This is a genomic window from Planococcus alkaliphilus (genome assembly GCF_057031095.1).
On record NZ_CM168060.1, the window covers coordinates 78,894 to 105,244 of the forward strand.

Annotated in this window: 15 protein-coding genes, 11 tRNA genes and 6 rRNA genes; all 32 read left to right on the plus strand. The window is 48.2% G+C overall.

The genetic code is table 11. The features are described 5' to 3' along the window. Positions 1-40 precede the first annotated feature (40 nt). The gene (locus tag AC2EXB_RS00350) at positions 41-808 is read left to right on the plus strand and encodes a type III pantothenate kinase (protein WP_483602949.1); all 768 of its coding nucleotides are present in this window, start codon (positions 41-43) and stop codon (positions 806-808) included. A gap of 17 nt (positions 809-825) precedes the next feature. Continuing rightward, positions 826-1,707 (plus strand): Hsp33 family molecular chaperone HslO, encoded by an 882-nt coding sequence (gene hslO, locus AC2EXB_RS00355; RefSeq protein WP_235197781.1) that lies wholly within the window; start codon positions 826-828, stop codon positions 1,705-1,707. Then, positions 1,691-2,638: a peptidyl-prolyl cis-trans isomerase gene (locus AC2EXB_RS00360; RefSeq protein ID WP_483602951.1), complete on the plus strand. Its 948-nt coding sequence runs from the start codon at positions 1,691-1,693 to the stop codon at positions 2,636-2,638. The genes hslO and AC2EXB_RS00360 overlap by 17 nt, the downstream gene beginning before the upstream one ends. Before the next feature lie 199 nt (positions 2,639-2,837). Beyond that, positions 2,838-3,779, plus strand: coding sequence for a cysteine synthase A (cysK, locus tag AC2EXB_RS00365; RefSeq protein ID WP_483602953.1), 942 nt, complete (start codon positions 2,838-2,840; stop codon positions 3,777-3,779). A gap of 113 nt (positions 3,780-3,892) precedes the next feature. Next, positions 3,893-4,705: a dihydropteroate synthase gene (gene folP, locus AC2EXB_RS00370; RefSeq protein ID WP_483602955.1), complete on the plus strand. Its 813-nt coding sequence runs from the start codon at positions 3,893-3,895 to the stop codon at positions 4,703-4,705. Beyond that, entirely contained in the window at positions 4,705-5,070 is a 366-nt protein-coding gene (gene folB / locus AC2EXB_RS00375; protein WP_235197784.1) for a dihydroneopterin aldolase, read from the plus strand. The genes folP and folB overlap by 1 nt, the downstream gene beginning before the upstream one ends. After that, the gene (gene folK / locus AC2EXB_RS00380; RefSeq protein WP_235197785.1) at positions 5,067-5,549 is read left to right on the plus strand and encodes a 2-amino-4-hydroxy-6-hydroxymethyldihydropteridine diphosphokinase; all 483 of its coding nucleotides are present in this window, start codon (positions 5,067-5,069) and stop codon (positions 5,547-5,549) included. Before folB ends, folK begins: the two co-directional genes overlap by 4 nt. A 146-nt stretch (positions 5,550-5,695) precedes the next feature. Next, positions 5,696-7,180: a lysine--tRNA ligase gene (gene lysS / locus AC2EXB_RS00385; RefSeq protein ID WP_483602958.1), complete on the plus strand. Its 1,485-nt coding sequence runs from the start codon at positions 5,696-5,698 to the stop codon at positions 7,178-7,180. A gap of 380 nt (positions 7,181-7,560) precedes the next feature. Further along, positions 7,561-9,111 (plus strand): 16S ribosomal RNA (locus AC2EXB_RS00390). 206 nt (positions 9,112-9,317) lie between these two features. Then, positions 9,318-12,252, plus strand: a 23S ribosomal RNA gene (locus AC2EXB_RS00395). Positions 12,253-12,394: 142 nt separating this feature from the next. Further along, positions 12,395-12,510, plus strand: a 5S ribosomal RNA gene (gene rrf / locus AC2EXB_RS00400). A gap of 9 nt (positions 12,511-12,519) precedes the next feature. Next, positions 12,520-12,595: transfer RNA gene (locus tag AC2EXB_RS00405), tRNA-Val, on the plus strand. A 13-nt stretch (positions 12,596-12,608) separates the two neighbouring features. Beyond that, positions 12,609-12,684 (plus strand) — tRNA-Thr (locus AC2EXB_RS00410). Between the two features lie 10 nt (positions 12,685-12,694). Then, positions 12,695-12,770: transfer RNA gene (locus AC2EXB_RS00415), tRNA-Lys, on the plus strand. 21 nt (positions 12,771-12,791) lie between these two features. Then, positions 12,792-12,876: transfer RNA gene (locus tag AC2EXB_RS00420), tRNA-Leu, on the plus strand. A 5-nt stretch (positions 12,877-12,881) separates the two neighbouring features. Then, positions 12,882-12,956, plus strand: a tRNA-Gly gene (locus AC2EXB_RS00425). Between the two features lie 30 nt (positions 12,957-12,986). Continuing rightward, positions 12,987-13,075 (plus strand) — tRNA-Leu (locus AC2EXB_RS00430). 43 nt (positions 13,076-13,118) lie between these two features. Next, positions 13,119-13,195 (plus strand) — tRNA-Arg (locus AC2EXB_RS00435). Positions 13,196-13,220: 25 nt separating this feature from the next. Next, positions 13,221-13,297 (plus strand) — tRNA-Pro (locus AC2EXB_RS00440). A gap of 6 nt (positions 13,298-13,303) precedes the next feature. Continuing rightward, a tRNA-Ala gene (locus tag AC2EXB_RS00445) sits at positions 13,304-13,379 on the plus strand. A gap of 169 nt (positions 13,380-13,548) precedes the next feature. After that, positions 13,549-15,099: ribosomal RNA gene (locus tag AC2EXB_RS00450) — 16S ribosomal RNA — on the plus strand. A gap of 102 nt (positions 15,100-15,201) precedes the next feature. After that, positions 15,202-15,278 (plus strand) — tRNA-Ile (locus AC2EXB_RS00455). Positions 15,279-15,292: 14 nt separating this feature from the next. Then, positions 15,293-15,368, plus strand: a tRNA-Ala gene (locus AC2EXB_RS00460). Positions 15,369-15,489: 121 nt separating this feature from the next. Beyond that, positions 15,490-18,424: ribosomal RNA gene (locus tag AC2EXB_RS00465) — 23S ribosomal RNA — on the plus strand. A gap of 81 nt (positions 18,425-18,505) precedes the next feature. Beyond that, positions 18,506-18,621, plus strand: a 5S ribosomal RNA gene (gene rrf, locus AC2EXB_RS00470). Together the 16S, 23S and 5S rRNA genes with 11 tRNA genes alongside form the textbook arrangement of a ribosomal RNA operon. 140 nt (positions 18,622-18,761) lie before the next feature. Further along, entirely contained in the window at positions 18,762-19,007 is a 246-nt protein-coding gene (locus AC2EXB_RS00475) for a hypothetical protein (protein ID WP_483602960.1), read from the plus strand. A 154-nt stretch (positions 19,008-19,161) separates the two neighbouring features. Continuing rightward, positions 19,162-19,632, plus strand: coding sequence for a CtsR family transcriptional regulator (locus AC2EXB_RS00480; protein WP_483604696.1), 471 nt, complete (start codon positions 19,162-19,164; stop codon positions 19,630-19,632). Positions 19,633-19,643: 11 nt separating this feature from the next. After that, entirely contained in the window at positions 19,644-20,177 is a 534-nt protein-coding gene (locus tag AC2EXB_RS00485; RefSeq protein ID WP_251480282.1) for a UvrB/UvrC motif-containing protein, read from the plus strand. Then, positions 20,167-21,261 (plus strand): protein-arginine kinase McsB, encoded by a 1,095-nt coding sequence (gene mcsB / locus AC2EXB_RS00490; RefSeq protein ID WP_235197789.1) that lies wholly within the window; start codon positions 20,167-20,169, stop codon positions 21,259-21,261. The genes AC2EXB_RS00485 and mcsB overlap by 11 nt, the downstream gene beginning before the upstream one ends. Beyond that, the gene (gene clpC / locus AC2EXB_RS00495; protein WP_251480279.1) at positions 21,258-23,702 is read left to right on the plus strand and encodes an ATP-dependent protease ATP-binding subunit ClpC; all 2,445 of its coding nucleotides are present in this window, start codon (positions 21,258-21,260) and stop codon (positions 23,700-23,702) included. The genes mcsB and clpC overlap by 4 nt, the downstream gene beginning before the upstream one ends. A 60-nt stretch (positions 23,703-23,762) precedes the next feature. Beyond that, the gene (gene radA, locus AC2EXB_RS00500; protein ID WP_235197790.1) at positions 23,763-25,139 is read left to right on the plus strand and encodes a DNA repair protein RadA; all 1,377 of its coding nucleotides are present in this window, start codon (positions 23,763-23,765) and stop codon (positions 25,137-25,139) included. Between the two features lie 103 nt (positions 25,140-25,242). Next, on the plus strand, positions 25,243-26,340 hold the full coding sequence (locus tag AC2EXB_RS00505) for a PIN/TRAM domain-containing protein (RefSeq protein WP_483602963.1): 1,098 nt from the start codon (positions 25,243-25,245) through the stop codon (positions 26,338-26,340). Positions 26,341-26,351: the final 11 nt, after the last annotated feature.

Sequence of the window (26,351 nt, forward strand, 5' to 3'; positions counted from 1 at the left end):
TGATGTGTTGGAAAAATTGTTGATAAATGGGGACGTAAATATGATTTTAGTAATGGATGTCGGCAACACCAATATTGTTTTAGGCATTTATGAGCGAGAGCAACTTGCTTATCATTGGCGCTTAGAAACAGTCCGCCATAAAACAGAAGATGAATTCGGCATGCAGATCAAAGCTTTATTGAATGATGCAGGTTTGGCGTTTAACGACATTAAAGGCATTATCATGTCTTCAGTTGTTCCGCCCATTATGTTTTCGTTGGAGCGGATGTGTCAAAAGTATTTCCACCTGGCCCCTGTAGTGGTTGGTCCGGGCGTTAAGACGGGATTGAATATTAAATACGATAATCCGAAAGAAGTGGGGGCAGACCGGATTGTCAATGCCGTGGCTGCCATCCACGAATACGCGGCTCCGCTTATCATTGTAGACTTTGGGACAGCGACGACGTACTGCTATATCGATGAACAGGAGCAGTATATGGGAGGCGCCATTGCTCCAGGCATTGGGATTTCAACAGAAGCTCTCTATGACCGTGCTTCAAAATTGCCGCGCATCGAAATCATTCAGCCGTCCCATGTCGTGGGCCGAAATACGGTGGCCGCCATGCAATCGGGCATCGTCTATGGATATGTAGGCCAGGCAGAAGGCATTGTCAGCCGCATGAAAGCGCAAAGCCGGAAGAAGCCAACCGTAATTGCAACAGGCGGAATGGCCTCGCTAATTGCCAACGAATCCGCCATAATCGATAAAGTGGACCCATTTTTGACGTTAAAAGGGTTATATTTAATATACAAACGCAATCAAGCGTAAAGAAAGGAACGATCACAGTGGGAGATTATTTAGTGCGCGGATTGGCTTTTAACGGAAGTGTCCGTGCTTTTGCAGTCGATACGACTGAAACGGTCGCTGAAGCGCAGCGGCGCCACATGATGTGGCCGACAGCTTCGGCTGCATTAGGGCGCACCATGACGGGAGGCGTTATGCTTGGGGCAATGCTCAAAGGAGACAATAAAGTCACCATCAAAATTGATGGCGGAGGCCCGATTGGCACCATCCTAGTGGACAGCGATGCGACAGGCGGCGTGCGCGGCTATGTCACAAACCCGCAGACGCATTTTGATTTGAATGAAAAAGGGAAATTGGATGTGCGCCGGGCAGTTGGGCAAGAAGGGATGCTTTCGGTCGTGAAAGATTTAGGCCTTCGCGAAAACTTCACGGGCCAGAGCCCGATCGTTTCAGGGGAAATTGCGGAAGATTTCACTTATTATTTCGCAGTGTCTGAACAAGTGCCTTCTTCTGTCGGTTTGGGTGTCTTAGTCGATACGGACAATTCCATCTTGGCAGCAGGCGGATTTATCATTCAGTTGATGCCGGATACCGAAGACGAAGTCATCAGCCAATTGGAAAAACGCTTAGCTTCGATTGAGCCGGTTTCCAAAATGATTCAACGCGGATTGAACCCGCAGCAAATATTAGAAGAAGTGCTTGGAGAAGGAAATATTCAGATCTTAGATACAATGCCGGTGAAATTTGAATGCAATTGTTCAAAAGAACGATTTGCAGCAGGGCTTATTGGCCTTGGGCAAAAGGAACTTGAACAGATGATCAGCGAAGATGGAATGGCTGAGGCCCAGTGCCATTTCTGCCTGGAAACGTACCAGTATTCTAAAGAGGAATTAGAAGCGTTCATCGATGAGCTCCAATCTTAATCGCCGGCGGCCCGCACCTTCACCGGCAGAACCCGGGCGCCCAAGACGAAAATTAAAAACAGGGCCGTTGCTTGTCCTGTTGCTCATTTTATTTCTCGGAAATTTACTATGGTTTATTGCTTGGCTGATTCCGAATGACAAAGGCGGAAGCAATGAAGAAGTGGCTTCTGTCAGTGGTGACGAAATCACGCGCGAAGAGTGGTTGGCGGCAATGGAAGACCAGCACGGCCGGGATACCTTGCTTGAATTGGTCAACCAGAAAGTGATGGAGACAGCGGCCAAGGAATACGACATCAAAGTCACGGATAAAGAAGTGGACCTTGAACTGGCCATGCTGCGCTCTGCGCAAGATAGCACCGAAACCGCTCTTTTTGCAGGAGATTCGAAGCGGGTACGTGACAAATTGAAAGCGCAATTGATTCTAGAGAAAGTGCTGACAAAAGACGTCGTCGTTGAAGAGGAGCAAATCAAAGCCTTCTACGAAGAAAATCAATCGCTTTACGATGTACCAGATGCGTATCGTACACGCATGATGGTGGTCGATTCGATGCAAAAAGCAGAAGAAGCCATTGCTGAGCTTGAAGACGGCTCTTCTTTCGAAGCTTTAGCGAGAGAGCTTTCGATTGATACAGCGAGCGGCAGTTTGGGAGGAGATATCGGGTATATCTCTCCGAAGCAATCCTCTGTTGATGCGGTCATCTCTGAAACAGCGTCTTCATTGGATATCGGAAAATGGTCAAAACCGTTGACCTTGGAAAATGGAGATATCGCGATTATCACTGTTACAGAAAAAGCGGATGGACAAACTTTTTCTTTCAAGGAAGTTTCAGGGCATATTAGCCGCGAGCTGGCATTGGAGCAATTGCCGCAATCGGTAACGCCTGAAGCATTTTGGAACGAATTTGATGCCGAATGGTTTTATAGCGAGTGAAATGAGGGGTTTTTCAATGAGCAAAAACTTATTGGAAAGCCCCTTGCTGTTAATGAATTCGATAAGGAGGTGTCCCGAAATTAATTTGGGATGCCTCCTTTTTGAACGATTCATACAATTTGACAGAGTTCCAAAAACACTGATACGATGAAGAAAGTATAATGCAGATAAAATTAGTAGGGATTAGGAGTGTTGACAAATGGCGCGTATTGGAAATTCTGTGGCTGACTTGATCGGCCAAACACCTATCGTAAAGTTAAACCGTCTGACAGGTTCGGAGGATGCAGAAGTTTATTTGAAATTGGAATATTTCAACCCGGGCAGCAGTGTGAAAGACCGCATTGCATTAGCGATGATCGAAGCTGCTGAAAAGCACGGCGATTTAAAAGAAGGCGACACGATTATTGAACCGACTAGTGGAAATACAGGTATCGGCTTAGCAATGATTGCTGCTGCTAAAGGCTACAAATCTGTATTGGTTATGCCGGAAACGATGAGCATGGAACGCCGGAATTTATTGCGTGCTTACGGCGCTGAACTTGTATTGACTCCAGGCCCTGACGGCATGAACGGACCGAATGGCGCCATCAAAACGGCAGAAAAATTAGTAGCTGAAAATGGCTGGTTTATGCCGCAGCAATTTAAAAACGAAGCAAATCCTGAAATCCACCGTTTAACGACGGGTCCGGAAATCGTGGAAACAATGGGTGACCAACTAGATGCTTTCGTATCTGGGATCGGTACAGGCGGTACAATCACCGGAGCTGGCCAAGTGTTAAGAGACAAATATCCTGAAATCCTTATTGCGGCTGTAGAACCGACAGATTCACCTGTTCTTTCAGGCGGCAAGCCAGGCCCGCATAAAATCCAAGGAATCGGCGCAGGGTTTGTTCCAGATATCTTAGATACGAAAATCTACGACGAAATCATTCAAGTAACCAATGATCAGTCTTATGAAACGGCTCGCAAAGCAGCTCGTGAAGAAGGCATTTTAGGCGGCGTTTCTTCTGGAGCGGCGATCTATGCAGCGCTTCAATTAGCAAAACGCCTGGGCAAAGGGAAAAAAGTATTGGCAATCATCCCGTCAAATGGCGAACGCTATTTGAGCACGCCGCTTTACCAATTCGACGAAGAAAAATAAGTGTTTCTGAAAAAAGAGTGTGCTTCTGGCATACTCTTTTTTGTGTGGCAAAAAGGGGTTCATTCGCGTTAAGATAAGGCAATGGAAACTACTAGAAAGTGCAGGTGTACATAATGGAGATCAACTTCGAAGAAAAAACGTGGGTAATGGGGATTTTGAACATTACACCGGATTCTTTTTCGGATGGAGGCAATTACACGACCATCGAAAATGCAGTCTTTCGTGCTAAACAAATGGTGGAGGATGGAGCGGATATTATCGATGTCGGCGGTGAATCAACCCGGCCGGGCTATACCATGATTTCGGATGAAGAAGAAATCAATCGGGTTGTACCGGTTATCCAGGCTTTGGCCAAAGAGGTAAATGCTCTTATTTCCGTCGATACCTATAAAGCGGCAGTGGCAGAGGCGGCGATTGCAGCTGGCGCCCACATTATCAATGATATTTGGGGAGCTAAATACGAACCGGAAATCGCAGCCGTTGCAGCCAAGTGGAATGTGCCAATCATTCTAATGCACAACCGTAACGATACGTCATACGTTAATTTCTGGGAAGATGTACAGAAAGATATGGAGAACAGCATCCAGATCGCTTTGGATGCGGGAGTCCAAAAAGCGCACATATGGCTAGATCCCGGTATTGGCTTTGGGAAAACGACTGCTCAAAATATTGAAATGATGCAGCATCTCGATCAATTCGTTGCGCTTGGCTATCCTGTGCTGCTTGGAACTTCCCGTAAATCGCTGATCGGTAAAGTATTGGATTTGCCTGTTGCCGAACGTTTAGAAGGATCTTTAGCGACGGTGTGCTATGGCGTTGAGCGAGGCTGCCATATCGTCAGAGTTCATGATGTGAAAGAAACAAGCCGTACGGTGCATATGATGGATGTCTTAACTGGTAAACGAAATTATAAAGGGGTGGAGTAATGGATTTTATTCATCTAAATGAGATGCAGTTTTACGGATATCATGGAGTTTTTCCGGAAGAAACCAAACTCGGTCAGCGCTTTCGTTTGACGGTTTCGCTGGCGGTTGATTTAAGGCGGGCAGGCGAGACGGATGCGCTGGAACATACGGTGCATTACGGAGAAGTTTATGAAACGTGTAAATCTGTAGTGGAAGGCGAACCGAAAAAACTGGTAGAAGCTGTCGCGGAAGAAGTGGCAAGCCGCATCTTATCGGAATTTCCGCTTGTTAAAGGAATTCGGGTGCAGTTGATTAAACCCGACCCTCCGATTCCGGGCCATTACAAATCAGTCGCGATTGACTTAACACGAGGGGAGTTCGCATGAATATCAGTTACCTCTCGCTAGGCTCGAATATGGGAGACCGTTTCGATATGCTGAAGCAAGCCGTGAAATTATTGGATCAGCATCCACGAATTATGGTACAAAGCATTTCTTCTTTGTACGAAACAGATCCTGTCGGTTATACAGACCAGGAGCCGTTTTTGAATATGGTAGTTTGTCTTCACACCGACATGACAGCAATCGACTTATTAGATGTATGCCAAGAAATTGAACAGAGTTTGGATCGAAAGCGCCTCATCAGGTGGGGCCCCCGGACCATAGACCTCGATATCTTGCTTTATAATCAAGAGGCGATTCAGACAGAACGGCTTGTCGTTCCGCATCCACGCATGTACGAAAGAGATTTCGTGCTCATCCCCTTAGTAGAGATTGCAGCGTTTTTAAAGGATGAAGTCAAACCATCGGCGCAAGGCGTCCGTTTATGGAAAACATACATTAGTCTTGAAGACTTTATTGGATAATAAAAGATAAAAAAAGATGCAATTCAAGCGGAAAGTACAAGCCGCCTCAAATTTATGGCAGCTTTCTATGTAGATTGAAGAGAAATTGTGTACAATAGATTAATACACGAACGAGCGTGGTTTTTATAAATAAAGGAGTGTAGGACATGTCAGAAGAGTTAAACGATCAATTATTGGTGAGACGGCAAAAGATGCAGGCTTTCAGAGAACAAGGAATGGATCCTTTTGGCGCACGTTTTGAACGTACGCACGCTTCTCAAGAAGTCATCGATCAATACGGTGAGTTTTCCAAAGAAGAACTTGAAGAAAATCCACACGAAGTTGTGATTGCTGGTCGTATTATGACCAAACGCGGAAAAGGAAAAGCAGGATTTGCGCATGTTCAAGATCTGCAAGGCCAAATCCAAATTTATGTTCGCAAAGACGCCATCGGCGATGAGTCATACGAAATCTACAATTCAGTAGACTTGGGTGACATCGTTGGGGTCAAAGGAACCGTTTTTAAAACAAATGTAGGCGAATTATCCGTTAAAGCGAAAGAATTTGTCTTTTTAACAAAAGCGCTTCGCCCGCTTCCAGATAAATTCCATGGCTTGAAAGACGTTGAACAGCGTTACCGCCAGCGTTATTTGGATTTGCTTACAAGTGAAACAAGCAAAGAAACGTTCATCCTTCGCAGCCGCATCATCCAATCGATGCGCCGCTATTTGGATAACCAAGGATTTTTAGAAGTGGAAACGCCAATGTTACATTCGATTGCCGGAGGAGCGGCGGCGCGTCCATTTATTACGCATCATAATGCACTAGATATGGAATTGTATATTCGGATTGCAATTGAGTTGCATTTGAAGCGCTTAATCGTTGGCGGATTAGAAAAAGTATACGAAATCGGCCGCGTATTCCGTAACGAAGGAATTTCTACTCGCCATAACCCGGAATTCACAATGCTTGAGCTATATGAAGCCTATGCAGATTACAAAGACATCATGGCGCTGACGGAAAACCTAATCGCTCATGTTGCACAAGAAGTATTCGGCACGACTACTGTCCAATATGGCGAAGATCAGATCAACTTAGCGCCAGGCTGGAAACGTCTGCACATGGCAGATGCAGTAAAAGAGTACACAGGAGCAGATTTCTGGCAGCAAATGACCAAAGAACAAGCTCAAGCCTTAGCTAAAGAACACAACGTAGAAATAAAACCTACTATGGAAGTAGGACATATTTTAAACGAGTTCTTTGAACAAAAGGTTGAGGAAGAATTGGTTCAACCTACATTTGTGTACGGCCATCCTGTGGAGATATCACCATTAGCTAAGAAAAATCCAGAAGACGAGCGTTTTACTGACCGTTTCGAGTTGTTTATTGTTCGTCGTGAACACGCTAACGCCTTCACTGAGTTAAATGACCCTATAGATCAGCGTGAACGCTTTGAAGCGCAGTTAATCGAAAAAGCTGAAGGTAATGATGAAGCTCATGAAATGGACGAAGACTTCATAGAAGCATTGGAGTACGGCATGCCGCCAACTGGTGGATTAGGAATTGGGATTGACCGCTTAATTATGTTATTGACTAATTCAGCATCTATTAGAGACGTCTTGTTGTTCCCGCAAATGCGTCCTCGTGATTAATCTCTTTGATGCTATATAAGATAGGGCTCTGAAATAGTACTATTTCAGAGCTCTATTATTTTTTAAAAATAAGTGTTGCGCTGAAGTGTAAGAGGTGCTACAATAATTGATGTCGTGTTTTTAGTAATTGAATCACGAAAAAATATTTTTAAAAAGCTATTGACTTCTGGTTAACGAGCTGGTAATATTTAAAAGTCGCCATTACGAGTTGGTGATAAACATGAACCTTGAAAACTGAACAGCAAAACGTCAACAATATCGGTAACGGACCTTCGGGTTCCGCGCCACAACTTACTGATCAGGCTTTTGCCAGATCAAAGCGAATCGTGCGTCTTTTCGGAGACGGCGATGCGCCAGCATTGAGCAATCAATACTACTCTATAATGGAGAGTTTGATCCTGGCTCAGGACGAACGCTGGCGGCGTGCCTAATACATGCAAGTCGAGCGGAACTGGGGGAGCTTGCTCCTTCCAGTTTAGCGGCGGACGGGTGAGTAACACGTGGGCAACCTGCCCTGCAGATCGGGATAACTCCGGGAAACCGGTGCTAATACCGAATAGTTTGAGGCCTCTCCTGAGGCTTCACGGAAAGACGGTTTCGGCTGTCACTGCAGGATGGGCCCGCGGCGCATTAGCTAGTTGGTGGGGTAACGGCCCACCAAGGCCACGATGCGTAGCCGACCTGAGAGGGTGACCGGCCACACTGGGACTGAGACACGGCCCAGACTCCTACGGGAGGCAGCAGTAGGGAATCTTCCGCAATGGACGCAAGTCTGACGGAGCAACGCCGCGTGAGTGACGAAGGTTTTCGGATCGTAAAACTCTGTTGTGAGGGAAGAACACGTACCAACTAACTATTGGTACCTTGACGGTACCTCACCAGAAAGCCACGGCTAACTACGTGCCAGCAGCCGCGGTAATACGTAGGTGGCAAGCGTTGTCCGGAATTATTGGGCGTAAAGCGCGCGCAGGCGGTTCCTTAAGTCTGATGTGAAAGCCCACGGCTCAACCGTGGAGGGTCATTGGAAACTGGGGAACTTGAGTGCAGAAGAGGAAAGTGGAATTCCACGTGTAGCGGTGAAATGCGTAGAGATGTGGAGGAACACCAGTGGCGAAGGCGACTTTCTGGTCTGTAACTGACGCTGAGGCGCGAAAGCGTGGGGAGCAAACAGGATTAGATACCCTGGTAGTCCACGCCGTAAACGATGAGTGCTAAGTGTTAGGGGGTTTCCGCCCCTTAGTGCTGCAGCTAACGCATTAAGCACTCCGCCTGGGGAGTACGGCCGCAAGGCTGAAACTCAAAGGAATTGACGGGGGCCCGCACAAGCGGTGGAGCATGTGGTTTAATTCGAAGCAACGCGAAGAACCTTACCAGGTCTTGACATCCCGCTGCCCGCCTTGGAGACAAGGCTTTCCCTTCGGGGACAGCGGTGACAGGTGGTGCATGGTTGTCGTCAGCTCGTGTCGTGAGATGTTGGGTTAAGTCCCGCAACGAGCGCAACCCTTGATCTTAGTTGCCAGCATTCAGTTGGGCACTCTAAGGTGACTGCCGGTGACAAACCGGAGGAAGGTGGGGATGACGTCAAATCATCATGCCCCTTATGACCTGGGCTACACACGTGCTACAATGGACGGTACAAAGGGCAGCCAACCCGCGAGGGGGAGCCAATCCCAGAAAACCGTTCTCAGTTCGGATTGCAGGCTGCAACTCGCCTGCATGAAGCCGGAATCGCTAGTAATCGTGGATCAGCATGCCACGGTGAATACGTTCCCGGGCCTTGTACACACCGCCCGTCACACCACGAGAGTTTGTAACACCCGAAGTCGGTGGGGTAACCCTAGTGGAGCCAGCCGCCGAAGGTGGGACAGATGATTGGGGTGAAGTCGTAACAAGGTAGCCGTATCGGAAGGTGCGGCTGGATCACCTCCTTTCTAAGGATTTATTCGGAAACAAGATCTCCGGATCTTGTGTTGACGTTTTGCGTTCAGTTTTGAAGGTTCACCCTTCAGGCGTGAGCCTGTTTTGTGACTTCAAACTTGTTCTTTGAAAACTGGATAAAACGACATTGAAACAAATGAAAACAAGCAATTCATGCAAGCACGATCCCAATTGGGATCCACTTTTTAACAAACCACTTGGTTAAGTTAGAAAGGGCGCACGGTGAATGCCTTGGCACTAGGAGCCGAAGAAGGACGGCACTAACACCGATATGCTTCGGGGAGCTGTAAGTGAGCGATGATCCGGAGATTTCCGAATGGGGGAACCCACCGCCTTTAATGGGGCGGTATCCATGTGTGAATACATAGCACATGAGAAGGCAGACCCAGGGAACTGAAACATCTAAGTACCTGGAGGAAGAGAAAGCAAATGCGATTCCCTGAGTAGCGGCGAGCGAAACGGGAACAGCCCAAACCAAGAGGCTTGCCTCTTGGGGTTGTAGGACACTCATTGCGGAGTTACAAAATCCGAATTTAAGCGAAGCGACCTGGAACGGTCCGCGAGACAAGGTAACAGCCCTGTAGCTGAAAGGTTCGGATCTCCCGAGTGGATCCTGAGTACGGCGGAACACGTGAAATTCCGTCGGAATCCGGGAGGACCATCTCCCAAGGCTAAATACTCCCTAGTGACCGATAGTGAACCAGTACCGTGAGGGAAAGGTGAAAAGCACCCCGGAAGGGGAGTGAAACAGATCCTGAAACCGTGTGCCTACAAGTAGTCAAAGCCCGTTAATGGGTGATGGCGTGCCTTTTGTAGAATGAACCGGCGAGTTACGATTGCATGCAAGGTTAAGCTGAGAAGGCGGAGCCGCAGCGAAAGCGAGTCTGAATAGGGCGAATGAGTATGCAGTTGTAGACCCGAAACCAGGTGATCTACCCATGTCCAGGGTGAAGGTAAGGTAACACTTACTGGAGGCCCGAACCCACGCACGTTGAAAAGTGCGGGGATGAGGTGTGGGTAGCGGAGAAATTCCAATCGAACCTGGAGATAGCTGGTTCTCTCCGAAATAGCTTTAGGGCTAGCCTCAATCGTTTAGAATCCTGGAGGTAGAGCACTGTTTGGACTAGGGGCCCATCCCGGGTTACCGAATTCAGACAAACTCCGAATGCCAGTGATTTATGATTGGGAGTCAGACTGCGAGTGATAAGATCCGTAGTCAAGAGGGAAACAGCCCAGACCACCAGCTAAGGTCCCCAAATATCCGTTAAGTGGAAAAGGATGTGGCGTTGCTTAGACAACCAGGATGTTGGCTTAGAAGCAGCCATCATTTAAAGAGTGCGTAATAGCTCACTGGTCGAGTGACACTGCGCCGAAAATGTACCGGGGCTAAACGGATTACCGAAGCTGTGGATGGACCTCATCTGAGGTCCGTGGTAGGAGAGCGTTCTAAGGGCGTTGAAGTCAGACCGGAAGGACTGGTGGAGCGCTTAGAAGTGAGAATGCCGGTATGAGTAACGAAAGACGGGTGAGAATCCCGTCCACCGAATGCCTAAGGTTTCCTGAGGAAGGCTCGTCCGCTCAGGGTCAGTCGGGACCTAAGTCGAGGCCGATAGGCGTAGACGATGGACAACAGGTTGATATTCCTGTACCACCTCCCCGCCGTTTGAGCAATGGGGGGACGCAGAAGGATAAGGTGAGCGCGCCGTTGGTTGTGCGCGTCCAAGCAGTGAGGCGTGGAATGAGGCAAATCCCATTCCTGATACGTTAAGCTGTGACGGCAAGAGGATTCATCCTCGAGTCCCTGATTTCACACTGCCAAGAAAAGCCTCTAGCGAGGCGGGAGGTGCCCGTACCGCAAACCGACACAGGTAGGCGAGAAGAGAATTCTAAGGTGAGCGAGTGAACTCTCGTTAAGGAACTCGGCAAAATGACCCCGTAACTTCGGGAGAAGGGGTGCTCTGGTAGGGTGTTACAGCCCGAGAGAGCCGCAGTGAATAGGCCCAGGCGACTGTTTAGCAAAAACACAGGTCTCTGCAAAACCGTAAGGTGACGTATAGGGGCTGACGCCTGCCCGGTGCTGGAAGGTTAAGGGGAGTGCTTAGCGCAAGCGAAGGTGCGAACTGAAGCCCCAGTAAACGGCGGCCGTAACTATAACGGTCCTAAGGTAGCGAAATTCCTTGTCGGGTAAGTTCCGACCCGCACGAAAGGCGTAACGATCTGGGCACTGTCTCAACGAGAGACTCGGTGAAATTATAGTACCTGTGAAGATGCAGGTTACCCGCGACAGGACGGAAAGACCCCGTGGAGCTTTACTGTAGCCTGATATTGAATTTTGGTGCAACTTGTACAGGATAGGTAGGAGCCTTTGAGCCCGGAGCGCCAGCTTCGGAGGAGGCGTCGGTGGGATACTACCCTGGTTGTATTGAAATTCTAACCCACACCCCTGATCGGGGTGGGAGACAGTGTCAGGCGGGCAGTTTGACTGGGGCGGTCGCCTCCTAAAGAGTAACGGAGGCGCCCAAAGGTTCCCTCAGAATGGTTGGAAATCATTCGCAGAGTGTAAAGGCACAAGGGAGCTTGACTGCGAGACGTACAGGTCGAGCAGGGTCGAAAGACGGGCTTAGTGATCCGGTGGTTCCGCATGGAAGGGCCATCGCTCAACGGATAAAAGCTACCCCGGGGATAACAGGCTTATCTCCCCCAAGAGTCCACATCGACGGGGAGGTTTGGCACCTCGATGTCGGCTCATCGCATCCTGGGGCTGTAGTCGGTCCCAAGGGTTGGGCTGTTCGCCCATTAAAGCGGTACGCGAGCTGGGTTCAGAACGTCGTGAGACAGTTCGGTCCCTATCCGTCGCGGGCGCAGGAAATTTGAGAGGAGCTGTCCTTAGTACGAGAGGACCGGGATGGACACACCGCTGGTGTACCAGTTGTTCTGCCAAGGGCATCGCTGGGTAGCTATGTGTGGCCGGGATAAGTGCTGAAAGCATCTAAGCACGAAGCCCCCCTCAAGATGAGATTTCCCATTGCGCAAGCAAGTAAGATCCCTCAAAGACGATGAGGTAGATAGGTTCGAGGTGGAAGCGTGGCGACACGTGCAGCTGACGAATACTAATCGATCGAGGACTTAACCAAAATGGCTTTCTGAAGAGCGCGTTTCCTTTGTTTCATGTCGAATATCCAGTTTTGAAAGAATAAGGCAAAAGTTTTTTTAAAAAAAGCTTGAAATACCGGTCAGAATTGGTATAATAAAACTTGTCTTTCAAAAATCAAATAGTCCAGTGATGATGGCAAAGAGGCCACACCCGTTCCCATCCCGAACACGGAAGTTAAGCTCTTTTGCGCCGATGGTAGTTGGGGGTCTCCCCCTGTGAGAGTAGGACGTCGCTGGGCATACATACTGGAGGATTAGCTCAGCTGGGAGAGCATCTGCCTTACAAGCAGAGGGTCGGCGGTTCGATCCCGTCATCCTCCACCATTTTTTCTCTTTCGCCGGAGTAGCTCAACTGGTAGAGCAACTGACTTGTAATCAGTAGGTTGAGGGTTCAAGTCCTTTCTCCGGCACCACTTTTCGTGAGAGCCATTAGCTCAGTTGGTAGAGCATCTGACTTTTAATCAGAGGGTCGAAGGTTCGAATCCTTCATGGCTCACCATTTTAATTTCATTATTGCCACGCGGGTGTGGCGGAACTGGCAGACGCACTAGACTTAGGATCTAGCGCCTTCGGGCGTGGGGGTTCGACTCCCTTCACCCGCACCATTTTTGCGGAAGTAGTTCAGTGGTAGAACGCCACCTTGCCAAGGTGGAGGTCGCGGGTTCGACCCCCGTCTTCCGCTCCAATTTTTTGCAGCAATTCAAAGCCGACCCATGCCGGGGTGGCGGAACTGGCAGACGCACAGGACTTAAAATCCTGCGGTAGGTGACTACCGTACCGGTTCGATTCCGGTCCTCGGCACCATCTTTGTTTGCAGAAAAAACCGTCAGGTTTTCATCATGAATAAGCGCCCGTAGCTCAATTGGATAGAGTACTTGACTACGAATCAAGCGGTTAGAGGTTCGAGTCCTCTCGGGCGCGCCATATTTTTACACTCAGCATTTAAGTTCGGGAAGTAGCTCAGCTTGGTAGAGCACTTGGTTTGGGACCAAGGGGTCGCAGGTTCGAATCCTGTCTTCCCGACCATTCAATGGGGCCTTAGCTCAGCTGGGAGAGCGCCTGCCTTGCACGCAGGAGGTCAGCGGTTCGATCCCGCTAGGCTCCACCAATTTTTATAATGAACCTTGAAAACTGAACAGCAAAACGTCAACAATATCGGCAACGGACCTTCTGGTCCCGCGCCACAACTTACTGATCAGGCTTTTGCCAGATCAAAGCGAATCGCCCGTCTTTTCGGAGGCGGCGATGCGCCAGCATTGAGCAATCAATACTACTCTATAATGGAGAGTTTGATCCTGGCTCAGGACGAACGCTGGCGGCGTGCCTAATACATGCAAGTCGAGCGGAACACTTGGAGCTTGCTCCAAGCGTTTAGCGGCGGACGGGTGAGTAACACGTGGGCAACCTGCCCTGCAGATCGGGATAACTCCGGGAAACCGGTGCTAATACCGAATAGTTTGAAGCCTCACCTGAGGCTTCACGGAAAGACGGTTTCGGCTGTCACTGCAGGATGGGCCCGCGGCGCATTAGCTAGTTGGTGGGGTAACGGCCCACCAAGGCCACGATGCGTAGCCGACCTGAGAGGGTGACCGGCCACACTGGGACTGAGACACGGCCCAGACTCCTACGGGAGGCAGCAGTAGGGAATCTTCCGCAATGGACGCAAGTCTGACGGAGCAACGCCGCGTGAGTGACGAAGGTTTTCGGATCGTAAAACTCTGTTGTGAGGGAAGAACACGTACCAACTAACTATTGGTACCTTGACGGTACCTCACCAGAAAGCCACGGCTAACTACGTGCCAGCAGCCGCGGTAATACGTAGGTGGCAAGCGTTGTCCGGAATTATTGGGCGTAAAGCGCGCGCAGGCGGTTCCTTAAGTCTGATGTGAAAGCCCACGGCTCAACCGTGGAGGGTCATTGGAAACTGGGGAACTTGAGTGCAGAAGAGGAAAGTGGAATTCCACGTGTAGCGGTGAAATGCGTAGAGATGTGGAGGAACACCAGTGGCGAAGGCGACTTTCTGGTCTGTAACTGACGCTGAGGCGCGAAAGCGTGGGGAGCAAACAGGATTAGATACCCTGGTAGTCCACGCCGTAAACGATGAGTGCTAAGTGTTAGGGGGTTTCCGCCCCTTAGTGCTGCAGCTAACGCATTAAGCACTCCGCCTGGGGAGTACGGCCGCAAGGCTGAAACTCAAAGGAATTGACGGGGGCCCGCACAAGCGGTGGAGCATGTGGTTTAATTCGAAGCAACGCGAAGAACCTTACCAGGTCTTGACATCCCGCTGCCCGCCTTGGAGACAAGGCTTTCCCTTCGGGGACAGCGGTGACAGGTGGTGCATGGTTGTCGTCAGCTCGTGTCGTGAGATGTTGGGTTAAGTCCCGCAACGAGCGCAACCCTTGATCTTAGTTGCCAGCATTCAGTTGGGCACTCTAAGGTGACTGCCGGTGACAAACCGGAGGAAGGTGGGGATGACGTCAAATCATCATGCCCCTTATGACCTGGGCTACACACGTGCTACAATGGACGGTACAAAGGGCAGCCAACCCGCGAGGGGGAGCCAATCCCAGAAAACCGTTCTCAGTTCGGATTGCAGGCTGCAACTCGCCTGCATGAAGCCGGAATCGCTAGTAATCGTGGATCAGCATGCCACGGTGAATACGTTCCCGGGCCTTGTACACACCGCCCGTCACACCACGAGAGTTTGTAACACCCGAAGTCGGTGGGGTAACCCTTACGGGAGCCAGCCGCCGAAGGTGGGACAGGTGATTGGGGTGAAGTCGTAACAAGGTAGCCGTATCGGAAGGTGCGGCTGGATCACCTCCTTTCTAAGGATTTATTCGGAAACAAGATCTCCAGATCTTGTGTTGACGTTTTGCGTTCAGTTTTGAAGGATTCATGTGAATTTTTCAATTTTGATATTCCCAAGAGGGCCTATAGCTCAGCTGGTTAGAGCGCACGCCTGATAAGCGTGAGGTCGATGGTTCGAGTCCATTTAGGCCCACCATAATTTTTCTTCTTGGGGCCTTAGCTCAGCTGGGAGAGCGCCTGCCTTGCACGCAGGAGGTCAGCGGTTCGATCCCGCTAGGCTCCACCAATCATTTTTTATAAATGAACTTGTTCTTTGAAAACTGGATAAAACGACATTGAAACAAATGAAAACAAGCAATTCATGTAAGCACGATCCCAATTGGGATCCACTTTTTAACAAACCACTTGGTTAAGTTAGAAAGGGCGCACGGTGAATGCCTTGGCACTAGGAGCCGAAGAAGGACGGCACTAACACCGATATGCTTCGGGGAGCTGTAAGTGAGCGATGATCCGGAGATTTCCGAATGGGGGAACCCACCGCCTTTAATGGGGCGGTATCCATGTGTGAATACATAGCACATGAGAAGGCAGACCCAGGGAACTGAAACATCTAAGTACCTGGAGGAAGAGAAAGCAAATGCGATTCCCTGAGTAGCGGCGAGCGAAACGGGAACAGCCCAAACCAAGAGGCTTGCCTCTTGGGGTTGTAGGACACTCATTGTGGAGTTACAAAATCCGAATTTAAGCGAAGCGACCTGGAACGGTCCGCGAGACAAGGTAACAGCCCTGTAGCTGAAAGGTTCGGATCTCCCGAGTGGATCCTGAGTACGGCGGAACACGTGAAATTCCGTCGGAATCCGGGAGGACCATCTCCCAAGGCTAAATACTCCCTAGTGACCGATAGTGAACCAGTACCGTGAGGGAAAGGTGAAAAGCACCCCGGAAGGGGAGTGAAACAGATCCTGAAACCGTGTGCCTACAAGTAGTCAAAGCCCGTTAATGGGTGATGGCGTGCCTTTTGTAGAATGAACCGGCGAGTTACGATTGCATGCAAGGTTAAGCTGAGAAGGCGGAGCCGCAGCGAAAGCGAGTCTGAATAGGGCGAATGAGTATGCAGTTGTAGACCCGAAACCAGGTGATCTACCCATGTCCAGGGTGAAGGTAAGGTAACACTTACTGGAGGCCCGAACCCACGCACGTTGAAAAGTGCGGGGATGAGGTGTGGGTAGCGGAGAAATTCCAATCGAACCTGGAGATAGCTGGTTCTCTCCGAAATAGCTTTAGGGCTAGCCTCAATCGTTTAGAATCCTGGAGGTAGAGCACTGTTTGGACTAGGGGCCCATCCCGGGTTACCGAATTCAGACAAACTCCGAATGCCAGTGATTTATGATTGGGAGTCAGACTGCGAGTGATAAGATCCGTAGTCAAGAGGGAAACAGCCCAGACCACCAGCTAAGGTCCCCAAATATCCGTTAAGTGGAAAAGGATGTGGCGTTGCTTAGACAACCAGGATGTTGGCTTAGAAGCAGCCATCATTTAAAGAGTGCGTAATAGCTCACTGGTCGAGTGACACTGCGCCGAAAATGTACCGGGGCTAAACGGATTACCGAAGCTGTGGATGGACCTCATCTGAGGTCCGTGGTAGGAGAGCGTTCTAAGGGCGTTGAAGTCAGACCGGAAGGACTGGTGGAGCGCTTAGAAGTGAGAATGCCGGTATGAGTAACGAAAGACGGGTGAGAATCCCGTCCACCGAATGCCTAAGGTTTCCTGAGGAAGGCTCGTCCGCTCAGGGTCAGTCGGGACCTAAGTCGAGGCCGATAGGCGTAGACGATGGACAACAGGTTGATATTCCTGTACCACCTCCCCGCCGTTTGAGCAATGGGGGGACGCAGAAGGATAAGGTGAGCGCGCCGTTGGTTGTGCGCGTCCAAGCAGTGAGGCGTGGAATGAGGCAAATCCCATTCCTGATACGTTAAGCTGTGACGGCAAGAGGATTCATCCTCGAGTCCCTGATTTCACACTGCCAAGAAAAGCCTCTAGCGAGGCGGGAGGTGCCCGTACCGCAAACCGACACAGGTAGGCGAGAAGAGAATTCTAAGGTGAGCGAGTGAACTCTCGTTAAGGAACTCGGCAAAATGACCCCGTAACTTCGGGAGAAGGGGTGCTCTGGTAGGGTGTTACAGCCCGAGAGAGCCGCAGTGAATAGGCCCAGGCGACTGTTTAGCAAAAACACAGGTCTCTGCAAAACCGTAAGGTGACGTATAGGGGCTGACGCCTGCCCGGTGCTGGAAGGTTAAGGGGAGTGCTTAGCGCAAGCGAAGGTGCGAACTGAAGCCCCAGTAAACGGCGGCCGTAACTATAACGGTCCTAAGGTAGCGAAATTCCTTGTCGGGTAAGTTCCGACCCGCACGAAAGGCGTAACGATCTGGGCACTGTCTCAACGAGAGACTCGGTGAAATTATAGTACCTGTGAAGATGCAGGTTACCCGCGACAGGACGGAAAGACCCCGTGGAGCTTTACTGTAGCCTGATATTGAATTTTGGTGCAACTTGTACAGGATAGGTAGGAGCCTTTGAGCCCGGAGCGCCAGCTTCGGAGGAGGCGTCGGTGGGATACTACCCTGGTTGTATTGAAATTCTAACCCACACCCCTGATCGGGGTGGGAGACAGTGTCAGGCGGGCAGTTTGACTGGGGCGGTCGCCTCCTAAAGAGTAACGGAGGCGCCCAAAGGTTCCCTCAGAATGGTTGGAAATCATTCGCAGAGTGTAAAGGCACAAGGGAGCTTGACTGCGAGACGTACAGGTCGAGCAGGGTCGAAAGACGGGCTTAGTGATCCGGTGGTTCCGCATGGAAGGGCCATCGCTCAACGGATAAAAGCTACCCCGGGGATAACAGGCTTATCTCCCCCAAGAGTCCACATCGACGGGGAGGTTTGGCACCTCGATGTCGGCTCATCGCATCCTGGGGCTGTAGTCGGTCCCAAGGGTTGGGCTGTTCGCCCATTAAAGCGGTACGCGAGCTGGGTTCAGAACGTCGTGAGACAGTTCGGTCCCTATCCGTCGCGGGCGCAGGAAATTTGAGAGGAGCTGTCCTTAGTACGAGAGGACCGGGATGGACACACCGCTGGTGTACCAGTTGTTCTGCCAAGGGCATCGCTGGGTAGCTATGTGTGGCCGGGATAAGTGCTGAAAGCATCTAAGCACGAAGCCCCCCTCAAGATGAGATTTCCCATTGCGCAAGCAAGTAAGATCCCTCAAAGACGATGAGGTAGATAGGTTCGAGGTGGAAGCGTGGCGACACGTGCAGCTGACGAATACTAATCGATCGAGGACTTAACCAAATTGCTTTCTGAAGCGCGCGTTTCCTGTATTCAATGTCGAATATCCAGTTTTGAGTGAACAAGTCACTCTGAAAAAAATAGTCCAGTGATGATGGCAAAGAGGCCACACCCGTTCCCATCCCGAACACGGAAGTTAAGCTCTTTTGCGCCGATGGTAGTTGGGGGTCTCCCCCTGTGAGAGTAGGACGTCGCTGGGCACATGGAAAGTCGTTACCGTAGCCGGTAACGGCTTTTTTGTGTTTTTATTAAAATAAAAAGTAAAACTATCTTATATAATTCAAGAAAATTTAGGATTAAAAAACTTCAATTCGGGGGAAACTGAAATGAGGTGAATATCATGAAAGCAGGTTTATATAAAGTAGAAACCATTGATAAACGCTCAGCTTTACTCATTTCAATTGATGGAGAAAAGGAACATTTTACTTTTCCAGTAGCCGATTTCACGCACAATGTCTCAGAGGGTGATGTAGTGGAAATTTGGAGAGAAGGCGTAAAGTGGACAACCGAATATCGTGAAGAAGAAACAAGGTCAGCATCGAGCCACGCAAAAGACTTTGTAAAAAAAATACTTGAACAAGAATAAAATCATTTAATGTCTCGGGAATCACTCTCGGGACATTTTTAATTATTTTGGCATCGAATCATACTATTTGAAATGCACAAAATGTATAGTGTATAATTAAGTCAAATATAGTCAAAGTCAGTTTTGACATATTAGTATCGAAGAGGTGATGACGATGCGGAATATTTCTGATGTAATTGAAGGTTATTTAAAAGAAGTTATCGAATTAAGCGATAGAGAACATATTGAAATAAAGCGCAGCGAAGTTGCTCAAAAATTTCAATGTGTTCCTTCGCAAATTAATTATGTTATAAATACTCGTTTTACTGTCGACCGTGGATATATCGTTGAAAGCAAAAGAGGCGGAGGCGGTTATATTCGAATTAAGCGGATTCGCTTTCATCAAAAGGCAGATTTTATTGCTGAGATTATTGAGCGATTGAAGCAGGGTGCGACACAAAATATGGCTGAAGACATTGTCTTTCGGTTGCTTGATGAAGAGATTGTCTCTAAGCGTGAGGCCAACTTGATTTTGAGTGCTGTTGACCGATCGACATTGCTGATGCCTTTGCCGGTCCGTGATGAAATTAGAGCAAGAATATTAATTGCTATGCTGTTTACCTTAAAGCATCAGCCGAACATGTAAGGAGTGGTAATATGATTTGCGATCAATGCGGCGAACGGCCTGCCTCCGTGATAGTAAAACAGAATATCAATGGGCAAATGACTGAACGACAGTTATGCCATGTATGTGCAGCAGGAAACCACAATTTCAATATTGTTTTTGAACAGGATCCTCTAGCGATACATCAATTACTGTCTAATTGGTTTCCAAACCAGCAAACTTCTCCAAATCCAATAAAAAAAGAAGTGGCTGTTTGCCCGTCCTGTGGATTTACATTTAATAAGTTTCTAAAGTTAGGTAAATTCGGGTGTGCTGAATGCTACGAAGTATTCGAGTCTCAATTGGATGAGATCTTTAAAAGACTTCATAACGGAAATAGTGAGCATACTGGTAAAATACCCGCTTCTTATGGAAGTACCTTAAAAATAAAAAAAGAGATTGAAGAGCTGCGTAAGCAAATGAAGTCTTCAATTGAGCAGGAGAATTTCGAAGAGGCTGCAAAGTTAAGGGATCAGGTAAAAGCTCTTAATGTTCAGCTGGAAGGAGGTGCTTCTGATGGCAATTGAGCGCTTTCTTCAGCCAAGGGCAAGCAGTTGGATGTCGAATGACGGTGAGAATGTAGATATTGCAATGAGTACTAGAATTAGACTGGCCCGAAATTTGAACAATTTTAAATTTCCTTATGCTTATACGGAAGATGAGGCTTTGAAAGTAGACAAGGAAATATCTGCTGTCTTGCTCGATAAGGGAAAAGAATTGAAACATTCCTTTACTCATATTAGTATTCAAGAAACTCCTCAATTAGAAAGAGAAGTTTTAGTAGAGAAGCATTTGATTAGCCCTTATTTAGCAAAAGGCACTCATTCGGGGTCAGTATTGATTTCGGAAAATGAGGAACTCAGTATTATGGTAAATGAGGAAGATCATTTGCGTATTCAAAGTTTGCAGTCAGGCTTTCATTTACAGGAAGCTTATCAACGAGCGAATGAGTTAGACTCTTTACTCGAAAAACACTTATCTTACGCTTTTCATGAAAAGTATGGATATCTAACAAGTTGTCCGACGAATACAGGAACTGGAATGCGCGCATCTGTCATGCTCCATTTGCCAGCGTTGACCATGTCTCATCAAATCACTCGCATTATTCCAGCTATATCACGTTTAGGAATGGTAGTAAGAGGTATTTACGGAGAAGGCAGTGAAGCGCTTGGGAATGTTTATCAGATTTCCAACCAGGTTACGCTTGGGAAATCAGAATATGAGATTCTGCAGGATCTGGAAAATATGACAGATCAGATTATCCAGCAAGAGCGCCGGGCAAGAGAAGCTATTTTAAGCAACTCTCCAGTTGTTCTGGAAGACCGAATTTATCGCTCGCTTGGCACGCTGACCAATGCAAGGTTGCTGACAACAGAAGAAGCGGCCACTTGTCTCTCCGATGTCCGTCTTGGCATCGACTTGAAAATGATTGAAGGCATGGACATGTCCATATTGAATGAGCTGATGGTGTTTATGCAGCCTGCTTTTTTACAGCGCTATTCAGACAAGCCGCTGCAGCCGAAGGAAAGAGACTATGCCCGAGCCAAATTGTTCCGGGACCGTTTAAATAATGAAGATGTTACTAACAACAGAGGAGAGGATTTTGCATGATGTTTAATCGATTTACACAACGCGCACAAAAAGTTCTTCAATTAGCCCAAGAAGAAGCTATTCGTATGAAGCACGAGTCAATTGGTACTGAGCATATCCTATTAGGTTTAATTCGTGAGGGTGGCGGTATCGCCGCTAAAGCTTTGGAAGCGATTGAAGTGAACACGCAATTGATCGAAGAAGGCGTTAAAGAATTGGTTGGTGTCGGTGAGAAAGATGTAGGCCCAATCGTTCACTATACGCCAAGAGCGAAGAAAGTGATTGAACTTTCGGTTGATGAATCCCGTAAACTGGGCCATTCGTATATCGGAACGGAACATTTACTGCTTGCCTTGATCCGTGAAGGTGAAGGTGTAGCGGCACGCGTTCTTGGAAATGCCGGGGTCAGCTTGAATAAAGCACGCCAACAAGTCTTGCAGCTTTTAGGCAGCAATGAACAAGCGTCTACAGGAAGCAGCCCGAATGCTTCTGCAAACACGCCGACTCTTGATGGTTTGGCACGTGATTTGACGCAAGTAGCGCGTGAAGGCAGCTTGGATCCAGTGATCGGACGCAGCAAAGAAATCACACGTGTTATTGAAGTCTTGAGCCGCCGGACTAAAAACAATCCGGTATTGATCGGGGAACCAGGCGTCGGTAAAACAGCGATCGCTGAAGGATTAGCACAACAAATTGTAAATAATGAAGTACCGGAAACTTTGCGCGACAAACGCGTAATGGTTTTAGATATGGGAACAGTTGTCGCAGGTACAAAATACCGCGGCGAGTTTGAAGACCGGTTGAAAAAAGTGATGGATGAAATTCGCCAAGCCGGCAATGTGATTCTGTTCATCGATGAGCTTCATACCTTGATTGGTGCTGGCGGTGCAGAAGGTGCAATTGATGCGTCAAATATCTTGAAGCCGTCCTTATCTCGCGGTGAATTGCAATGTATCGGTGCAACGACTTTAGATGAGTACCGTAAATACATTGAAAAAGATGCAGCTTTAGAACGCCGTTTCCAGCCGATCCAAGTAGATGAGCCAACTGTTGATGAATCGATTCAGATTATTAAAGGGCTTCGTGACCGCTATGAAGCGCATCACCGTGTGAAAATTACGGATGAAGCCATCGAAGCAGCAGCAAAAATGTCTGACCGTTATATTTCGGATCGGTTCTTGCCGGATAAAGCGATCGATTTGATTGATGAAGCAGGATCTAAAGTCCGTCTTCGTTCGTATACGACTCCACCAGATTTGAAAGAGTTGGAAGCGAAGTTAGAAGCGGCTCGTTCCGAGAAAAATGAAGCGGTGCAAAGCCAGGAATTTGAAAAAGCGGCTTCGCTTCGTGATGCTGAACAGAAATTGAAAGATCAATTGGATAAAACGAAAAAAGAATGGAAAGAAAAGCAAGGCAAAGAAGAGTCTGAAGTGACAATGGAAGATATTGCAACCGTTGTGTCTATGTGGACAGGCATTCCAGTATCGAAATTGGCTCAGACAGAATCTGATAAATTGTTGAACTTGGAAGAAATTCTGCATAATCGTGTCATCGGCCAAGAAGAGGCGGTAACGTCCATCTCTAAAGCGATTCGCCGGGCACGTGCAGGATTGAAAGATCCGAAACGTCCAATTGGTTCATTCATTTTCCTTGGGCCTACTGGTGTAGGTAAAACGGAGCTTGCGCGTGCGCTAGCTGAATCAATGTTCGGTGATGAAGACGCCATGATCCGCATCGATATGTCCGAATACATGGAAAGACATTCGACTTCACGCCTTGTCGGTTCGCCTCCAGGTTATGTCGGTTATGAAGAAGGCGGCCAATTGACTGAGAAAGTCCGCAGAAAACCTTATTCTGTCGTCCTTCTCGATGAAATTGAAAAAGCGCATCCGGATGTCTTCAACATTCTCTTGCAAGTGCTTGAAGATGGCCGTTTGACTGATTCCAAAGGACGCCGAGTAGATTTCCGCAACACCGTCATCATCATGACGTCTAACGTCGGTGCTGAAGAATTGAAATACAATAAATACGTCGGGTTCAATTTAGAAGATGCGAAAACGGATTATAAAGACATGAAGGGCAAAATGTTGGCTGAATTGAAGAAAGCCTTCCGTCCTGAATTCTTGAACCGTATTGATGACATGATCGTCTTCCATTCTCTTGAGAAAGAGAACCTTCGCGAAATTGTGACCTTGATGTCTAAGCAATTAACGGAGCGTTTGAAAGAACAAAACATTGATTTGGAACTGACAGACGCTGCGCTTGAAAAAGTAGCCAAAGAGGGGTATGATCCTGAATACGGAGCACGACCTCTTCGTCGCGCACTTCAAAAATATGTAGAAGACCGTTTGTCTGAAGAGTTGTTAAAAGGCACAGCGATTGCAGGTCAGCGCATTGTATTTGATGTGGAGGACGACGAATTCGTTGTTCGCACCAATGAAGCGGTTACGGAAGTGAAGTAAGGTAAATTTTCCGCTCGCCGAGTTTCGGCGAGCGTTTTTTATTTGGAAAAGGAGGTACCCATGGCTAAGAAAAAGACGAAGTTTGTTTGTCAGTCGTGCGGTTATGAGTCAGCTAAATGGATGGGGAAATGTCCAGGCTGCGGAGAATGGAATCAGATGGTGGAAGAAGTGGAAGTGGCTGCACCTAAAGGAACGCGAGGAGCGTTTCAGCATTCGGCTGCAGTTCCGCAAAAAGCGGTTTCCATAAATGCCATTGAGACAAAAGAAGAGCCGCGCGTAGAAACCGAACTTGAAGAATTAAACCGTGTACTCGGCGGTGGGATTGTTCCCGGATCGCTTGTTTTAATCGGTGGAGATCCCGGAATCGGGAAGTCGACTTTGCTGCTGCAGGTATCTGCGATGCTTGCGAACAGTGGAAGCCGCGTCTTGTATATTTCCGGTGAAGAATCGATTCGCCAAACCAAATTGCGGGCACAGCGTTTGAATGCCTCTTCTTCGGAACTCTATATCTATGCGGAGACCAATTTGGAATTGATCCATCATACGATTGAAGAAGTGGCACCGGATTTCGTCATTGTCGATTCCATCCAGACGGTACACCATCCGGAAGTGACATCTGCTCCCGGCAGTGTGACCCAAGTTCGGGAAAGCACGGCTGAATTAATGCGGATCGCTAAGACGAAGAATATTGCTATTTTCCTGGTAGGACACGTAACAAAAGAAGGGCAGATTGCCGGCCCTAGAATTTTAGAGCATATGGTGGATACCGTTTTGTATTTTGAAGGCGAACGCCATCATACGTATCGGATTTTGCGAAGTGTCAAAAACCGTTTCGGGTCGACCAATGAAATCGCGATTTTTGAAATGCTGCAAGGCGGATTGAAAGAAGTGCTGAATCCGTCTGAATTATTTCTTCAAGAACGCTCAAGCGGGGCAGCAGGCTCTACTGTTGTAGCATCCATGGAAGGGACGCGTCCGATTTTGGTTGAAATCCAAGCATTGGTCACGCCTTCAAGCTTTAACTATCCGAAGCGGATGGCTACGGGAATCGATCAAAACCGGGTGTCGCTTTTAATGGCTGTGCTTGAGAAGCGGATGGGCATGTTGCTGCAGGCACAGGACGCCTATATTAAAGTTGCAGGCGGCGTAAAATTGGACGAGCCGGCGATCGACTTGGCCGTACTTGCGAGCATTGTTTCAAGTTACCGCGATCTCGCGCCGAATGTCTATGATTGTATAATTGGTGAAGTAGGTTTAACAGGGGAGATCCGACGGGTATCCCGTATTGAACAGCGAGTTCAGGAAGCTGCGAAATTAGGGTTTAAACGGGCCATTATTCCAGCTTCGAATCTTGGCGGCTGGGATTATCCGGAGGGAATCCGAGTAGTCGGCGTTGAAAGTGTAAATGATGCGTTAAAAGAGATTTTCCCACAATAAAGGAGGCAATTTGCCTCCTTTTTCTTTAGCTAATTTCCTGAAAGGGTCTGCAGAGCGTTTCGTCACCAAAATGTGTATAATTATTATAAAGGAGGTGGAGTCTATGCTAAAAAGAATTATTCAAGTGTTATTTTTGCTTGTTGGTGCCACTGTCGGGATTCTATTTTTACCATACGGTTTTGAACTTATTCCTATTCTTGACAATCCCTGGGTCAATAATGCAATTGCATCTGCTTTGATTGGTGCACTTATCTTCTTTCTTTTGTCTCTATTGTTTGCGGATGCCATCGTTAGGTTTATGAAGTGGATGGAGGAAAGGCTTCTTCATGCCCCCACTCCGGATCTGCTGTTTGGTACAGTCGGACTCATCATTGGGTTGATTGTCGCTTTCTTGATCGGTTTTGCATTGAACACGATTGATATTCCGGTAGTGGCGACAGCGGCTCCGATCATCTTGTCGGTGGTATTGGGATATTTAGGCTTCCAAGTGGGCTTCCAAAAAAGGGAAGAAATGATTGCAATGCTGACGCCTCAACGTCTAGTGGTATCGAAAAAACCGGAAATTGAGGAAGCCGTTGAAAAGACTTCTTATAAGCTTCTGGATACGAGTGTTATCATTGACGGGCGGATTGCCGATATTTCCGCGACTGGATTTATGGAAGGGACATTTGTCGTTCCTCAATTCGTGTTGTCGGAGCTGCAGCATATCGCCGATTCTTCCGATACTTTGAAAAGAACGCGCGGGCGCAGAGGGTTGGATATTTTGAAACGCCTTCAAAGTGAACGCGAAGGTGCTATTATGATTACGGAAGAAAGTTTTGACGAAGTCAGCGAAGTGGATTTGAAGCTGATGCGCGCCGCTAAAAAAATGGGCGGGCAAGTCGTCACAAATGATTTTAATTTAAATAAAGTCTGTGAGCTCCACAATGTTCCGGTCTTAAATATTAACGACTTGGCCAACGCGGTGAAACCGGTCGTGATCCCTGGTGAAGATATGCATGTGGTCGTGATCAAAGACGGCAAAGAGCAAAATCAAGGGGTTGCTTACTTGGACGATGGTACAATGATTGTCATTGAAGACGGCAAAGGGTTTATCGGGCAAGCAATTGATGTTACGGTAACGAGTGTGCTTCAAACTTCGGCGGGCCGGATGATTTTCGCGAAACCGCGAGAAGGCCGCCAAGTCACAATGAATGGATAAAGGATGGCACA